Below are 15167 nucleotides of genomic sequence, written 5' to 3'. Positions count from 1 at the left end.
ACCCGGATGGCGTCTACGCCATGCATCCCACAAATCAGGACAAACCTGACCTGGCCCCGTCAATGCAACAGGCCCCCAAGGGGTCTCCCCGGGGGCCTGCGCAGTCTGTGCTCAGCGTTTAGAACGCCGCTTCGTCGAGCTCCATGATGTCGTTGTCGATGTTCTCGAGCACCGAGCGAGTGCTGGTCAGCAACGGCAGGAAGTTCTTGGTGAAGAACGATGCCACCGCGATCTTGCCCTCGTAGAAGGAGCGGTCGGCACCCTGCGCGCCGGCGTCGAGCTTCTCCACAGCCACCGCTGCCTGGCGGGTCAGCAGCCAGCCGATCAGCAGGTCGCCGACGCTCATCAAGAAGCGCACCGAACCCAGGCCCACCTTGTAGATGCTGGAGATGTCCTCCTGCGCGGCCATCAGGTAACCGGTCAGCGTCGCCGCCATGCCCTGAACGTCCGCCAGCGCGGTGGCCAGCAGTTCCCGCTCGGCCTTCAGCCGCCCGTTGCCGGTCTCGTTCTTGATGAAGGTCTCGATCTCGCCCGCGACGTGGCCCAGCGCAGCGCCCTTGTCGCGGATGATCTTGCGGAAGAAGAAGTCCTGCGCCTGAATCGCCGTCGTGCCCTCGTAGAGCGAGTCGATCTTGGCGTCACGGATGTACTGCTCGATCGGGTAGTCCTGCAGGAAGCCCGAGCCGCCCAGAGTCTGCAGACTCTCGGTGAGCTTGGCGTAGGCCTGCTCGGAGCCGACGCCCTTGACGATCGGCAGCATCAGGTCGTTGATCCGGACCGCCAGGTCGGCGTCCACGCCGTGCAGCTTCTCGGCGACCACCGCGTCCTGGAAGCTGGCGGTGTACATGTACAGCGCCCGCAGACCCTCGGCGTAGGCCTTCTGGGTCATCAACGACCGGCGGACGTCCGGGTGGTGGGTGATGGTCACCCGCGGCGCGGTCTTGTCGGTCATCTGGGTCAGGTCGGCGCCCTGCACCCGCTCCTTGGCGTACTCGAGTGCGTTGAGGTAGCCGGTGGACAGCGTGGCGATGGCCTTGGTACCGACCATCATCCGGGCCTGCTCGATCACGTCGAACATCTGCGCGATGCCGTCGTGCACGTCGCCCACGAGCCAGCCCTTGGCCGGTACCCCGTGCTGGCCGAAGGTCAGCTCACACGTGGCCGAGACCTTCAGGCCCATCTTGTGCTCGACGTTGGTGACGAACACACCGTTGCGCTCGCCGAGTTCGCCGGTTTCGAAGTCGAACAGGAACTTGGGCACGAAGAACAACGACAGGCCCTTGGTGCCGGGCTTTGCGCCCTCGGGGCGAGCCAGCACGAGGTGGAAGATGTTCTCGAACAGGTCGTCGGAGTCAGCCGAAGTGATGAACCGCTTGACGCCGTCGATGTGCCACGAGCCGTCCTCCTGCTGGATGGCCTTGGTCCGCCCGGCGCCCACGTCCGAGCCGGCGTCCGGCTCGGTCAGCACCATGGTCGAGCCCCAGCCGCGCTCAGCGGCGAGGATGGCCCACTTCTTCTGCTCTTCGGTGGCGATGTTGTAGAAGATGTTGGCGAAGCCGGCGCCGCCGCCGTACATCCACACCGCGGGGTTGGCCCCCAGGATGTGCTCCTGCAGCGCCCACATCAGGACCTTGGGCATGGGGATTCCGCCGAGCTCCTCGATGACCCCGACGCGGTCCCAGCCGCCTTCCAGGTGGGCGCGCACGGACTTCTTGAAGGACTCGGGCAGTGTCACCGAGTGAGTGGCCGGGTCGAACACCGGCGGGTTGCGGTCACCGTCGACGAAGGACTCCGCGATCGGACCCTCGGCCAGCCGCACCATCTCGCCGAGCATTTCCTGAGCGGTGTCGACATCCAGGTCGGCGTAGTCGCCCTCGCCGAAGACCTGGTCCAAGCCCAGCACTTCGAACAGGTTGAACACCTGGTCACGGACATTGCTCTTGTAGTGGCTCACTACTTCCTCCTCATGGAATGCCACCTGTGGTTGGGTACTCAGGCTTAAGTTACCCACCAGTAACGTAACCTGAAATATACTCGCCAGTAGCCATAGCGCAAGCTGATGTGACCTACGTCCTGTATTCGGTAACCAACCGGTTGGTCTCGGGCCGCGAATTCGGTCGCTACCGGCCGATATGCCGACGTTGGGACGCGGCTAGTAGGGTCTTGGGCGACCAGACCAGACCAGACGAGGCGAATGAGTCCCCGGTGAATCCCCACGTGAGTTCCGCGAGCAACCTGACCCCGTTGACCCCGTCAGCGCTGAGGGAAGCCTTTGGGCATTTCCCCTCCGGTGTGGTGGCGGTGGCGGCCGAAATCGACGGCGTTCGGGTCGGCCTGGCCGCCAGCACCTTCGTGCCGGTCTCGTTGGAGCCGCCGTTGGTGTCCTTCTGTGTGCAGAACACCTCCACGACGTGGCCCAAACTCAAGGACTCACCCCGGCTGGGCATCAGCGTGCTCGGAGAGGCGCACGACGCTGCGGCGCGCACCCTGGCCGCCAAGACCGGCGACCGCTTCGCCGGATTGGAGACGGTGACCAGCGACGGAGCGGTCTTCATCAAGGGCACCGGCGTGTGGCTGGGCAGCTCGATCGAGCAGTTGGTGCCGGCGGGAGACCACACCATCGTGGTCTTGCGAGTGTGCGAATTGACCGTCGACCCGGAGATCGCACCGATCGTGTTCCACCGCAGCGGTTTTCGTCGACTCGAGGGCTGACGTCGGCGTTGCGGCAGTTGTCGCGGGATGCGACGAGTGCCGCGGATGTGTTGCTATGGGGCTATGGCGCCCAGTGGTAGCGACCCCGTGCAGTTGAGGACCACCGCCGAGGCACTGGTGGCTGAGGCCGCCGCCTTCGTGCGGCGTCGACGCGCCGAGGTGTTCGGCGCGGAAGGGATCGAGTCGTCCTCGGGCCTGGTCCAGACCAAGAGCAGTCCCACCGATCCGGTGACCGTGGTCGACACCGACACCGAGAGATTCATCCGGGAACGGCTGGCACGGCTTCGGCCCGGTGATGCCGTACTGGGCGAGGAAGGCGGAGGCTCCGGCGATGTCTCCGGCCAGGATCCGGGTGCCGTCACCTGGGTGGTCGATCCGATCGACGGCACCGTGAACTTCATGTACGACGTCCCGGCCTACGCGGTGTCGGTGGCGGCCCAGATCGGCGGGGTCTCGGTGGCCGGCGCGGTCGCCGACGTGGTTGGTGACCGGATCTATTCTGCCGCAGCAGGATCAGGCGCCCGAGTGACCGATGCGCAGGGGATTGTCAGCCTGCGTTGCACCGATGTGACCGAATTGTCGCTGGCGCTGCTGGGCACCGGATTCGGCTACTCGCCGGGGCGCCGGGCTGCCCAGGCCGCCTTGCTTGCGCGGCTACTGCCGCAGGTGCGCGACGTACGCCGGATCGGGTCGGCTGCGCTGGACTTGTGCATGGTCGCCGCCGGGCGGCTGGATGCCTACTACGAGCATGGGATCAAGCCGTGGGACTACGCCGCCGGAGCGCTGATCGCGGTGGAGGCCGGGGCGCGGGTGGTGTTGCCCGGGCCGGACATCGACAGCGGCGACCTGTGCGTCGCCGCAGCACCTGGCGTCGCCGACGCCTTGGTCGCGATGCTGCGGCGTGAAGGCGGCTGGGACGCTATTGCGCAGTAGCCCAAGCGGAAACCGCGGCCGTCAGTCGGCCTTGCGCCGGAAGATCTTTCGGCCGAGCCAGACCACGGGGTCATAGCGGTTGCCGGCCACCCGTTCCTTCATCGGGATGATGGCGTTGTCGGTGATCGTGATGTGCTCGGGGCAGACCTCGGTGCAGCACTTGGTGATGTTGCACAGGCCGAGACCGGCTTCGTCCTGGCCGAAGTCGCGCCGGTCGGCGGCGTCGAGGGGATGCATGTCCAACTCCGCGAGCCGGATGAACATGCGCGGCCCAGAGAACCGGGGCTTGTTCTCCTCGTGGTCCCGGATGACGTGGCAGACGTTCTGGCACAGGAAGCATTCGATGCACTTGCGGAACTCCTGGGAGCGCTCCACATCGACCTGCTGCATCCGGTACTCGCCGGGCTTGAGATCCGCCGGGGGCTTGAACGCCGGCATCTCGCGGGCCTTCTGGTAGTTGAACGAGACGTCGGTGACCAGGTCGCGGACCACCGGGAAGGTGCGCACCGGGGTCACCGTGATCGTTTCGGCCGGGTCGAACATCGACATCCGCGTCATACACATCAGCCGGGGAAAGCCGTTGATCTCCGCCGAACACGATCCGCACTTGCCGGCCTTGCAGTTCCAGCGCACCGCCAGGTCCGGGGTCTGGGTGGCCTGCAGGCGGTGGATGACGTCGAGCACCACCTCACCCTCGTTGACCTCGACCTCGAAATCCTGCAGTCCACCGCCGTCAACGTCACCTCGCCAGACTCGCAGGTGGGCGTTGTGTGTCATTACGCTCTCCGTCCCGGATGTTGCGCCAGCTCTTGGTCGGTGTAGTACTTCTCCAACTCGGAGATCTCGAACAGCTCCAGCAAGTCCTCACGCATCCCGGGCTGAGGCTCCGGCGTGACGGTGATGTCGGGAACGGCGCTGTGGTCCGCCACGCGGCAGACCAGCAGGGTCTTGCGCCAATTGGGGTCCATCCCCGGGTGGTCATCGCGGGTGTGTCCGCCGCGACTCTCGGTGCGTTGCAGCGCGGCCTTGGCCACGCATTCACTGACCAGCAGCATGTTGCGCAGGTCGACGGCCAGATGCCAGCCCGGGTTGTAGTGGCGTCCGCCGTCGACGGTGACGGCCGCAAACCGGGCCTTGAACTCCTCGATGCGGACCAGGGCCTGCTCGAGCTCGTCGGCATTGCGGATGATGCCCACCAGGTCGTTCATCGACTGTTGCAGATCGGAGTGCAGGGTGTACGGGTTCTCCGGTGTGCCGCCACCAGCCGGCCCGTTGAACGGCGCCAGTGCCAACTCGGCGGCGGCCTCCAAGGCAGCCGGCGTCACCGCCGGCCGAGCGCCCAGACCCTGCACATACTGCGCCGCGCCCAAACCGGCGCGGCGGCCGAACACCAGCAGGTCCGACAGCGAGTTGCCGCCCAGCCGGTTGGATCCGTGCATCCCGCCGGAGCATTCGCCGGCGGCGAACAGGCCGGGCACCGCCGCCGCACCGGTGTCCGGGTCGACCTCGATGCCGCCCATCACGTAGTGGCAGGTGGGGCCGACTTCCATTGCGTCCTTGGTGATGTCGACCTCGGCCAGCTGCATGAACTGGTGGTACATCGAGGGCAGCCGGCGCTTGATCTCCTCCGGCGTCAGCCGTGACGCGATGTCGAGGAACACCCCGCCGTGCGGCGAACCGCGTCCGGCCTTGACCTCGGAGTTGATGGCGCGGGCCACCTCGTCACGTGGCAGCAGGTCCGGCGTACGGCGGGCCGAGTCGTTGTCCTTGAGCCACTGATCGGCTTCTTGTTCGGTCTCGGCGTACTGGCCCTTGAACACCGGCGGGATGTAGTCGAACATGAACCGGGTTCCGTCGGAGTTCTTGAGCACCCCGCCGTCGCCGCGAACGCCTTCGGTGACCAGGATCCCCTTGACGCTGGGGGGCCACACCATGCCGGTCGGGTGGAACTGCACGAATTCCATGTTGATCAGCGACGCACCGGCTCGCAGTGCCAGCGCGTGGCCGTCGCCGGTGTACTCCCAGGAGTTCGACGTCACCTTGAACGACTTGCCGATGCCGCCGGTGGCCAACACGATCGCCGGCGCTTCGAACAACACGAAGTCGCCGCTTTCCCGCCAGTAGCCAAACGCACCCGAAATAGCTCCGGTGGCTTCGTCTTTGATCAGTTCGGTGATGGTGCACTCGTGGAAGATCTTGATCCGCGCCTCGTAGTCACCGAACTCGGCGTAGTCGTCCTGCTGCAGCGAGACGACCTTCTGCTGCATGGTGCGGATCAACTCCAGGCCGGTGCGGTCACCGACGTGGGCCAGCCGCGGATAGGTGTGGCCGCCGAAGTTGCGCTGGCTGATCTTTCCGTCGGGGGTGCGGTCGAACAGCGCGCCGTAGGTCTCCAATTCCCAGACCCGTTCGGGTGCTTCGCGGGCGTGGAGTTCGGCCATCCGCCAGTTGTTGAGGAACTTCCCGCCGCGCATGGTGTCGCGGAAGTGCACCTGCCAGTTGTCCTTGGAGTTGACGTTGCCCATCGACGCCGCGCAGCCACCCTCGGCCATGACGGTGTGCGCCTTGCCGAACAGCGACTTGCACACCACCGCGACGCTCAGGCCCTGTTCACGGGCTTCGATGACCGCGCGCAGGCCAGCGCCGCCGGCACCGATCACGACTACGTCGTAGGAGTGCCGTTCGACTTCAACCATGAATCCTCACTCGTCTAAGAGTTGACACGAAAACGCTTGTCAGCCGATGAATCGCAGGTCGCTGATGGTGCCGCTGGCGACCAGCATGATGTAGAAGTCGGTCACCATCAGCGTGCCCAGGGTGATCCAGGCGAATTGCTTGTGATGCACGTTGATCTTGCTGATCTGCGACCACATCCAGTACCGCACTGGATTCTTGGAGAAGTGCTTGAGCCGCCCGCCGAACACGTGCCGGCACGAGTGACAGGACAGGGTGTAGGTCCACAGCATGATGACGTTGCCGACCAGAATGAGATTGCCCAGCCCGAACCCGAAACCGTGTGGGCCGGTGTCGGAGTGGAATGCCCCGATCGCATCGTTGGTGTTGATGATCGAGATGACCGCGGCGATGTAGAAGAAGTAGCGGTGGCTGTTCTGGATGATCAGCGGAAACCGCGTCTCCCCGGTGTAATGGGCGCGGGGCTCGGGGACGGCACACGCCGTCGGCGACTGCCACACCGTGCGGTAGTAGGCGCCGCGGTAGTAGTAGCAGGTCAGCCGGAAAAGCAACAGGAACGGCAACGACATCGCCGCGTACGGCAGCCACCACACATCGGGCAGGAATCGTGGCCAGAATTCGCTGGCCTCGGGGAGACAACCCTGGCTCACACACGGTGAGTAGAACGGTGTCAGGTAGTGGTACTTCTCGACGAAGTAGTGGTTCTGCTGGAACCCGCGCGCCGTCGCATAGATCAGGAAGGCGGCAAAACCCAGGTCGATTCGCAGCGGGGAGAGCCACCAGCGGTCGGTCCGCAATGTCCGATTGGCAATCCGTGCGCGAGTCGCCGAGAAGACGCCGGGACGGTTCACGGCGGGTGCACTCATCTGGATGGGGTTCCCTTCGGCTCAGTTCGTCGGAGGGCGCCCCTTGGCCGCAAGCAGCACCCAGTGTTGGGTTAGTACCTGCCTTGGCCGCCGACGCCTTCGTCGTCGACGTCGCGCCAGAATTCGCTGTCGTATTCGGTGTCGGGGATGGTGATCTTCTCGGGCGCTCGCTCGGCTGCCCAGCGCTCCAGATCCATCTCTCCGGCGTCAGATTCGAGGAGTTGAACGTCAGTGAGGATGCGCTCAGCGTCCAATTCGATGCGGCGCATGCCGGGAATGTCGCCGAAGCGGGTCTTCAGCCCCAGCACGCAACGCCGCAGGTCCCCAATCAGGGTGTGCAGTTCGGCGAGTTCGGTAGTGCTCGACACCAGACCTCCTCGGGTGGTACGGATCACAGTACGTACACCCGATGCTAATCACATACGGAATGGAACGTGAGACAGATCACGTTGTACGCCGTCTGTGTTGAACGCCGAAAACCCCCACACACGGACGTGTGCAGGGGTTTTCGGGTCTGGTGGGAGTGCGGCCGCTACTTGGTGATGGCGATGGTCTGCGGCTGGGAGCCCGCGTACACGCCGGCTACCCGGACCGTGAGCACGCCGGCGTCATAGGACGCTGTCACGGCTTCGCTGGTGATATGCGCCGGAACGCCGAACGAGCGTCGGAACGCGCCGTAGCGCACCTCCCGCAGCGTGCGGTGGTTGTCGCCGTCGGTCTCGGTGTGCTCGTCGCGGCGTTCGCCGCGCACCACCAGGCGACCGCCGACGAGTTCGACCGTCACGTCCTTGTCGACATCGATGCCCGGCAGCTCAAGCCGGATCACCGCGTCGTCGCCGTCTTTGATGATCTCAGCGGCCGGCGAGAATCTGCTCGCCGCAGGCGTCCGCCAGTCGCTTGCCGTGGCCGGGCCGAAGAAGTCGCGGACCCAGCGGTCGGTGTCGAACGGGCGGTGCCACAAGGTCAGGCTGCTCATGGTGTCTCCTCGAATGAATACTGCGTGCCGGTCGGTTGCCGGTCCGTCACTGGGTAAAACTTGAGTCACCTCCGCTAAAGTTCCGTGTTCGCCGACAGTGAACGCGGACTCACCAAAGGGGTGCGGTGAGCGGCATCACGACCTGATCAGACAACCGTTCACACGGTTGTAACGTATGGCGATACACCGGCAATATCGGCTTCCTAACGTCTATTCCATGACCACGATCGAAACGCCGCGCGCCGTCAAAGACCTTGTCGTGGTCGGACACGGGATGGTGGGGCACCGCTTCGTGGAGGCGCTGCGCAGCCGAGCCGGTGGCGCCGACTGGCGGGTCACGGTGCTCGCCGAGGAGTCTGAACCCGCGTACGACCGGGTCGGGCTGACCTCCTACACCGATGGGTGGGATCGATCCCGGTTGGCGTTGCCGGGAAATGACTACGCCGGCGACGAGCAGGTGCGGCTGATGCTGAGCACCCGGGTTGAGAAGGTGGACCTGGCCGACAAGTCGGTGCTGGCCGCGGATGGACAGCGTTACGGCTACGACACCCTGGTGCTGGCGACCGGGTCGCGCGCGTTCGTGCCCCCGGTGCCCGGCCACGATCTGCCCGGCTGCCATGTCTACCGGACCCTGGACGATCTGGACGGAATCCGGGCCGACATCGAGTGCATGCTGGAAGCTGGTAAAACCCGCGCCGGTGTGGTGATCGGCGGCGGTCTGCTGGGGCTGGAGGCCGCCAACGCGCTGCGCGCCTCCGGCATCACACCGCACATCGTCGAGATGGCGCCGCGCCTGATGCCGCAACAGCTCGACGCCGCCGGCGGGGTGCTGCTGAGCCGGATGATCACCGATCTCGGTATCGCGGTGCACGTCGGCGTGGGCACCCAGTCCATCGAGCAACTGACCCATCAATACGGTTCGCCCACCCTGCGGGTGCAGCTCTCCGACGGCACCGCGATCGAGGCAGGACTGGTGATCTTCGCCGCCGGGGTGCGCCCACGCGACGAACTGGCTCGTGAGGCGGGCCTGGCGATCGCCGAGCGCGGCGGAGTGCTGACCGATCTGCGCTGTCAGACCAGCGATCCCGACGTATACGCGATCGGCGAGGTCGCCGCCATCGAAGGCGTCTGCTACGGACTGGTCGGGCCCGGCTACACCAGCGCTGAGGTGGTCGCCGACCGACTGCTGGACGGTGAGGCCGAATTCGGCGAGGCCGACATGTCCACCAAGCTCAAGCTGCTCGGTGTCGACGTCGCCAGCTTCGGTGACGCGATGGGGGCCGCCGAGAACTCGCTGTCGGTCGTGATCAACGATCCGGTGAAGCGGACCTACGCCAAGCTGGTGCTCTCCGATGACGCCAAGACCCTGCTCGGCGGGATCCTGGTCGGCGACGCCTCGTCCTACGGCGTGCTGCGCCCGATGGTCGGCGCCGAGCTGCCGGGCGATCCCCTGGATCTGATCGCCCCGGCCGGCTCCGGCGAAAGCAAGAGCGCCTTGGGAATCGGGGCGTTGCCGGGGGCGGCGCAGATCTGCTCCTGCAACAACGTCAGCAAGGATCAACTGTGCGACGCGATCGCCGGCGGGTGCCACGACGTGCAGAGCCTGAAGAGCTGCACCAAAGCGGGAACCTCATGCGGATCCTGCATTCCGCTGCTCAAAGAGTTGCTGGTCGCTCAGGGCGTCGAGCAGTCCAAGGCGCTGTGTGAACACTTCGCCCAGTCGCGCGCGGAGCTGTTCGAGATCGTCCAGGTCACCGGAATCCGCACCTTCTCCGGACTGCTGGAGCGGTTCGGCACCGGCTACGGCTGTGACATCTGCAAGCCCACCGTCGCCTCCATCCTGGCGTCCACCGGATCCGGGCACATCCTCGAGGGCGAGCAGGCGGCTCTGCAGGACACCAATGACCACTTCCTGGCCAATATTCAGCGCAACGGCAGCTACTCGGTGGTTCCGCGGGTGCCCGGCGGTGAGATCAAGCCCGAGCACCTGATCCTGATCGGCCAGATCGCCCAGGAATTCGGCCTTTACACCAAGATCACCGGCGGACAGCGCATCGACATGTTCGGTGCACGGGTGGATCAGCTGCCCGCGATCTGGCGCAAGCTGGTCGACGCCGGCATGGAATCCGGTCAGGCGTACGGGAAGTCGTTGCGGACGGTGAAAAGCTGCGTGGGCAGCGACTGGTGCCGTTACGGGCAACAGGACTCCGTGAAGATGGCCATCGATCTGGAGCTGCGTTACCGGGGTCTGCGGGCCCCGCACAAGATCAAGATGGGCGTGTCGGGCTGCGCCCGCGAGTGCGCCGAGGCGCGTGGCAAAGACGTCGGCGTGATCGCCACCGAGATCGGCTGGAACCTCTACGTCGGCGGCAACGGCGGTATGTCGCCCAAGCACGCCCAGCTGCTCGCCAGCGACATCGACACCGAGACCGTGTTCCGCTACATCGACCGGTTCCTGATGTTCTACATCCGCACCGCGGACCGGCTGCAGCGCACCGCACCGTGGATCGAGGCGATGGAAGGCGGACTCGATCACGTCCGCGAGGTCGTCTGTGACGACTCTCTAGGGCTCGCCGCGGAATTCGAGGAGGCGATGGCCCGCCACGTCGACAATTACACCGACGAGTGGAAGGGCGTCCTCGACGACCCGGAGAAGCTGTCGCGCTTCGTCTCCTTCGTCAACGCCCCTGATGCCGAAGACCCCACCGTCGCGTTCACCGTGCGTGACGGTCGCAAGGTCCCGTTGCCCGTCCCAGTCCTGCGTGTAGCTGAGGAGAAATCATGAACACCGACAACATCGACACCTGGATCACCGCCTGCCGCTACGACAGCATGATTCCCGGCCTCGGGGTGGGGGTCCTGCTCGCCAACGGTAAGCAGGCGGCGCTGTTCCGCCTTGACGACGGCTCAGTCCGCGCGGTGTGCAACATCGACCCGTTCTTCCGGGCAGCGGTGCTGTCCCGCGGGCTCGTCGGTGACCGTGGCGGCCGGCTCTCTGTCATCTCACCGTTGAAGAAGCAGGCCTTCGCCCTGGACGACGGCAGCTGCCTCGACGACCCGAGCGTCTCGGTGCGGGTGTACCCCACTCGAATCACTGAGGACGGCTACGTGCAGGTCGGCCAGCCCGTCGCCCAGCAGGCTGTCGCTTAGGCGGCCTGCCGGCCCACCTGGTCCACGGCCAGGTGATGGCCGGGCTGTCGCTCAGCCGGCTTCCTGGCCCACCTGGTCCACGGCCAGGCGATACCCCCGTTTGACCACAGTCGCGACAATGTTCTTGTCGCCCAGGGTTGTCCGAAGCCTCAGGACGGCCGTTTCTACCGCATGGGTGTTGGCGCCGTTGCCGGGCAGCGCCTCGAGCAGCGTTTGCCGTGAGACGACGTGGCCGGGCCGATGAGCCAGCGCTCGCAGCGTCGCCATGTTCGAGGGCGACATCTGCTTGGTCTCCCCGTCGACTATCACGCAACTGTTGTGGACTTCGATCCGATGCCCGGCGGCATAAAGGATGTGGGGACGCAGCCGGGGCAGCTCATCGATGATATGACGAGCCAACGCTCCCAAGCGCATTCGTCGGGGCGACGAGGTCGGGACGTTCAGCAGGGCCAGCGGTCGCGCCGTCAGTGGGCCGACGCACATGGCGTGTACGTCGGATCGCAGGGCGTGAATCAGCGCGTCGGAGATACCGAGGTCGGCTGCCCGAGACAGTGTCGCCATCACGGCGGCCGCCGAGGTGAAGCTGACGGCGTCGAACTGGCTCTGGGCTATCTGCGTGGTGAGCTGGTCGAATTCCCCGCCCGGCTGGGCCGGCCGCCATCGGTAGACGGGGATGGGCAGTACTTCGGCTCCCGCCTTGCGGAATTGGCTCAGCAGCTCGGGGGCGGGATCCCAGTCGCCGGTGGTGCCGTGCAGCTGTACCGCTATACGGGCACCGGCGATATCGTCCTTCAGGTAATCGACCAGGGCCGCTGACGATTCAGACTCAGGTGACCACTCCTCGGGCAGGCCCGCGGTGCGCAGTGCGCCGACAGCCTTCGGTCCACGGGCCACGATGCGGGCGGTGCTCAGGGCCGCGGTCAGCTGGTCGGCGATCCCCCATCCTTCGGCTGCGGCGATCCAGCCGCGGAAGCCCATGGCTGTCGTCACCACCAGGACGTCGGGTGGTGTCTCGATCAACGACTCGGTGCGCCCGCGCAAAACGATGTCGTCGGTCAGGTCGATCATGGTGATGGCCGGTGCCGCGCAGACCGAGGCGCCATGGCGCTGCAGCAGGGTGGAGAGTTCGCCAGCGCGTCGGGCCGACGTCACTGCGATCCGGTAACCGCTCAGCGAAGTGGACACGTTACGCCGGTGCCAGTGCCGCCCGGGCCGGTTGCGGAGCGATGAGCGGCCGACGTACGTACCTCAGCCAGGTCAGCGCCGCAGCTCCGACATAACCGATCAGGAAGATCCAGAAGGCCGTCGTAGCAGATCCACTGGTGATATACGACTGGCGCAGAGCCAGATTGATTCCCACGCCACCCAACGCACCGACTGCGCCGGCGAATCCGATCAGCGCTCCGGACCTGGCTCGCGCCCAGGGCCGACGCTCGTTCTCCGGCATCCCCATCCGGTGACTGCGTGCTTCGAAGATCGACGGAATCATCTTGTACACCGAGCCATTGCCGATCCCGGAGACGATGAACAGCGCGACAAAGCCGATGACGTAGCCGACCATGATGGCGCCGGACGTGGGCCCGGCGTGACTGCTGTCCACGGTGCTCACGGCGACGAGCAGTCCGGATGCCACGAACATTCCGCCGAAGGAAGCCAGCGTGACACTGTTGCCGCCGAGCCGGTCCGCCAGCCGTCCGCCATAGATCCGCGACAGCGATCCCAAAAGCGGTCCCAGGAAGGCGATTTGAGCAGCGTGCAGCGAGGCCTGGGCGGGAGTCTGTCCGCCGCCCACGAAGCTGATCTGCAGCACCTGGCCGAAGGCGAACGAGAAGCCGATGAAGGAGCCGAAGGTGCCGATGTAGAGAAGTGCGATGATCCACGTGTCGACCTCGGGCAGGATCGAGCGCATGGCGGTCAGGTCGGCCTTCTGGCCGTCGAGATTGTCCATGAAAAGCGCTGCGCCGACAGCGGCTACCGCGAGGAACACCAGGTAGATCGCGCACACCCAATACGGCTGCCGGTTACCCGCGGTGGCCAGCACCGCCAACCCGACCAGCTGGATCAGCGGAACACCCAGGTTGCCGCCGCCGGCATTGACCGCCAGCGCCCAGCCTTTGAGCCGATGCGGGTAGAACGCATTCACATTGGTCATGGAGGCGGCAAAGTTACCCCCGCCCAGGCCGGTGAGCGCAGCGCACAACAGGTAGGGCCATAACGGCAGGCCTGGATGGGCCAGCAGGAACATCATTCCGACAGTGGGGATCAGCAGCACCAGCGCCGAGAAGATCGTCCAGTTGCGGCCACCGAAGGCCGCGGTGGCCAGCGAATACGGAATGCGCAACACGCCGCCGGCGAGCGTGGCCGTGGCTGCCAACAGGAACTTGTCGCCGGCGCTGAAGCCATACACCGACTCGGGCATGAACAGCACCATCACCGACCAGATCGACCAGATCGAAAAGCCGGCGTGCTCAGCAATTGTCGACCAGATCAGGTTGCGTCGCGCGATCCTGTCATTGCCGGATTCCCAGGCCACGGTGTCTTCGGGATCCCACTGGGTAATCAGATGTGAACGCGCCATACGGCCACGGTAGGAATCGCGCGTTACCGCTGTGCTGCACGAGATGACTCGGCCGTGAACTTCTCCTCACGGTGCACCCAGACGCCTGTGAGGAGAAATTCGGCTCAACGGGGCCGGGGGACGGGCTGCGAAACACCGGTCAACACGGCGTTGCCAGAATGAAATTCGTTGGCGAGATCGCCGGCGGGGCGCTCATCGATACGGCCCCTGCAGAAACTGGGTCAGCGCACCGGGATTCGGGTGCAGGCGGTGATGACCCGGTCGGCGATCACGCGCGCGATCCCGGCATGCGCGCCCAGCGGCTCGGTCACCAGATCTGCGCCTGAATTGCGCAGGCGACGCTGGAAAAAGCCGTCGGCCAACAAGTATGACGCGACCACCACGCGGCCGGCGCCCTGGTTACGCAGGGTTGTGACAGCGTCTCCGACGCTGGGGCCACCGGTGGCGGCGAATGCTGCGGTGACAGGCGAGCCGATCAGGCCGGACAGCATCTGCGCTGCCTGCTCGACGTCGGACTGGGCAAGGGGGTCTGATGAGCCGGCGGCGGCGAGCACCACTGCGTCGCTTGGGCGCCAGCCTGATTCGGTCAGCCGATCCGCGACCACCTCGGCGACCCGGGGGTCGGGGCCCAGTGCCGGAGTGATGGTGACATCAGGATGACCACTGGCCGCAACCTGGACGGGCACGTCGACACCCACGTGGTAACCGCGGGCCAGGAACGCGGGGATGAGGACGGCCGGGCGGCCGCTCTGCGCCTCAGCGGCAAGTATCTCAGCGGGACTGGGCCCCAGCACGTCGATGAATGCCACTCTGACCGGCTGCGCCAACAGGGCACCGACCCGCTCGGCGAGTTCGCCGATCATGACCACCCCGTGGGGCGTACGGGTGCCGTGCGCAACCAGGATTGGGATCACGCAACGCCCTGCTCGCTGTCAACGGCCAGTCGATACCCCCGCTTGACGACGGTTGCGACGATCTGGCTGTCGCCCAGCGCTGTCCGCAGGCGAAGAACGGCGGACTCGACGGCGTGCATACTGTTTCCCCGTCCCGGGAGGGCGCGCAGCAGAATGTCCCGTGCCACCACGTGGCCCGGACGGTGCGCCAGGACACGCAGGGCAGCCATGCCGGCCGGAGAGACCGGCCTGACCTCCCCGTCCACGAGGACCTGGTTGTCTTCGATCTCAATACGGTGACCGGCGGCTTGGACGACGGTACTCATATAGAAAATTTTGGCGCTGACCCGTGTCCTCCGTGTTAA

At 65.7% G+C, this 15167-nt stretch carries 13 protein-coding genes and 1 pseudogene; 4 read left to right on the top strand and 10 right to left on the bottom strand.

What is annotated here, in order from left to right:
- Positions 1 to 118: 118 nt before the first annotated feature.
- Positions 119 to 1954: an acyl-CoA dehydrogenase gene (locus AWC18_RS13070; protein ID WP_064997435.1), complete on the bottom strand. Its 1836-nt coding sequence runs from the start codon at positions 1952 to 1954 to the stop codon at positions 119 to 121.
- Positions 1955 to 2235: 281 nt separating this feature from the next.
- Between AWC18_RS13070 and AWC18_RS13065 the strand changes: the two genes are divergently transcribed.
- Positions 2236 to 2712, top strand: a complete 477-nt coding sequence (locus AWC18_RS13065) for a flavin reductase family protein (RefSeq protein WP_420093338.1) — start codon at positions 2236 to 2238, stop codon at positions 2710 to 2712.
- Between the two features lie 63 nt (positions 2713 to 2775).
- The gene (locus tag AWC18_RS13060) at positions 2776 to 3645 is read left to right on the top strand and encodes an inositol monophosphatase family protein (RefSeq protein ID WP_064997404.1); all 870 of its coding nucleotides are present in this window, start codon (positions 2776 to 2778) and stop codon (positions 3643 to 3645) included.
- 21 nt (positions 3646 to 3666) lie between these two features.
- Here the strand turns inward: AWC18_RS13060 and AWC18_RS13055 are convergent, their stop codons facing one another.
- The 5 genes from AWC18_RS13055 to AWC18_RS13035 all read right to left on the bottom strand — a co-directional run bounded on the left by AWC18_RS13055 (position 3667) and on the right by AWC18_RS13035 (position 8181).
- On the bottom strand, positions 3667 to 4422 hold the full coding sequence (locus tag AWC18_RS13055; protein WP_064997403.1) for a succinate dehydrogenase/fumarate reductase iron-sulfur subunit: 756 nt from the start codon (positions 4420 to 4422) through the stop codon (positions 3667 to 3669).
- Positions 4422 to 6341, bottom strand: a complete 1920-nt coding sequence (locus AWC18_RS13050) for a fumarate reductase/succinate dehydrogenase flavoprotein subunit (protein ID WP_064997402.1) — start codon at positions 6339 to 6341, stop codon at positions 4422 to 4424. Before AWC18_RS13050 ends, AWC18_RS13055 begins: the two co-directional genes overlap by 1 nt.
- A gap of 39 nt (positions 6342 to 6380) precedes the next feature.
- Positions 6381 to 7205, bottom strand: a complete 825-nt coding sequence (sdhC, locus tag AWC18_RS13045) for a succinate dehydrogenase subunit SdhC (protein WP_085139003.1) — start codon at positions 7203 to 7205, stop codon at positions 6381 to 6383.
- Between the two features lie 71 nt (positions 7206 to 7276).
- Positions 7277 to 7573 (bottom strand): Rv0250c family protein, encoded by a 297-nt coding sequence (locus AWC18_RS13040; protein WP_064997400.1) that lies wholly within the window; start codon positions 7571 to 7573, stop codon positions 7277 to 7279.
- A 164-nt stretch (positions 7574 to 7737) separates the two neighbouring features.
- Positions 7738 to 8181: an Hsp20/alpha crystallin family protein gene (locus AWC18_RS13035; protein ID WP_085139002.1), complete on the bottom strand. Its 444-nt coding sequence runs from the start codon at positions 8179 to 8181 to the stop codon at positions 7738 to 7740.
- A 217-nt stretch (positions 8182 to 8398) separates the two neighbouring features.
- On the opposite strand from AWC18_RS13035, the gene nirB reads away from it, so the two are divergent.
- Positions 8399 to 10966 carry a nitrite reductase large subunit NirB gene (gene nirB, locus AWC18_RS13030; RefSeq protein ID WP_085139001.1) on the top strand — a complete coding sequence of 856 codons (2568 nt, stop codon included), beginning with the start codon at positions 8399 to 8401 and terminating at the stop codon, positions 10964 to 10966.
- Positions 10963 to 11331: a nitrite reductase small subunit NirD gene (gene nirD, locus AWC18_RS13025; protein ID WP_064997397.1), complete on the top strand. Its 369-nt coding sequence runs from the start codon at positions 10963 to 10965 to the stop codon at positions 11329 to 11331. Before nirB ends, nirD begins: the two co-directional genes overlap by 4 nt.
- 51 nt (positions 11332 to 11382) lie before the next feature.
- On the opposite strand, the gene AWC18_RS13020 is transcribed toward nirD, so the two are convergent.
- From AWC18_RS13020 to AWC18_RS13005, 4 genes and pseudogenes are all read right to left on the bottom strand, one after another.
- The gene (locus tag AWC18_RS13020; RefSeq protein ID WP_085139000.1) at positions 11383 to 12516 is read right to left on the bottom strand and encodes a uroporphyrinogen-III synthase; all 1134 of its coding nucleotides are present in this window, start codon (positions 12514 to 12516) and stop codon (positions 11383 to 11385) included.
- A 1-nt stretch (position 12517) separates the two neighbouring features.
- On the bottom strand, positions 12518 to 13909 hold the full coding sequence (locus tag AWC18_RS13015; protein WP_085138999.1) for a nitrate/nitrite transporter: 1392 nt from the start codon (positions 13907 to 13909) through the stop codon (positions 12518 to 12520).
- A 221-nt stretch (positions 13910 to 14130) separates the two neighbouring features.
- Positions 14131 to 14823: a sirohydrochlorin chelatase gene (locus tag AWC18_RS13010; protein ID WP_064997394.1), complete on the bottom strand. Its 693-nt coding sequence runs from the start codon at positions 14821 to 14823 to the stop codon at positions 14131 to 14133.
- Positions 14820 to 15125, bottom strand: a pseudogene (locus tag AWC18_RS13005) (winged helix-turn-helix domain-containing protein); the annotation flags it as partial. The pseudogene AWC18_RS13005 and the gene AWC18_RS13010, both read right to left, overlap by 4 nt.
- Positions 15126 to 15167 lie beyond the last annotated feature (42 nt).

This window comes from Mycolicibacter nonchromogenicus (genome assembly GCF_002101775.1).
Lineage (GTDB): Bacteria > Actinomycetota > Actinomycetes > Mycobacteriales > Mycobacteriaceae > Mycobacterium > Mycobacterium nonchromogenicum.
Note: the sequence above shows the minus strand (reverse complement) of the source record. Positions and strands in the feature narration are given on the sequence as shown.

Excerpts from the sequence above, each read along its gene's own strand:
- nirB (WP_085139001.1), top strand. The coding sequence starts at position 8,399 with ATGACCACGATCGAAACGCCGCGCGCCGTCAAAGACCTTGTCGTGGTC.
- AWC18_RS13015 (WP_085138999.1), bottom strand. The coding sequence starts at position 13,909 with ATGGCGCGTTCACATCTGATTACCCAGTGGGATCCCGAAGACACCGTG.
- AWC18_RS13035 (WP_085139002.1), bottom strand. The coding sequence starts at position 8,181 with ATGAGCAGCCTGACCTTGTGGCACCGCCCGTTCGACACCGACCGCTGG.
- AWC18_RS13055 (WP_064997403.1), bottom strand. The coding sequence starts at position 4,422 with ATGACACACAACGCCCACCTGCGAGTCTGGCGAGGTGACGTTGACGGC.
- nirD (WP_064997397.1), top strand. The coding sequence starts at position 10,963 with ATGAACACCGACAACATCGACACCTGGATCACCGCCTGCCGCTACGAC.
- AWC18_RS13060 (WP_064997404.1), top strand. The coding sequence starts at position 2,776 with ATGGCGCCCAGTGGTAGCGACCCCGTGCAGTTGAGGACCACCGCCGAG.
- sdhC (WP_085139003.1), bottom strand. The coding sequence starts at position 7,205 with ATGAGTGCACCCGCCGTGAACCGTCCCGGCGTCTTCTCGGCGACTCGC.
- AWC18_RS13050 (WP_064997402.1), bottom strand. The coding sequence starts at position 6,341 with ATGGTTGAAGTCGAACGGCACTCCTACGACGTAGTCGTGATCGGTGCC.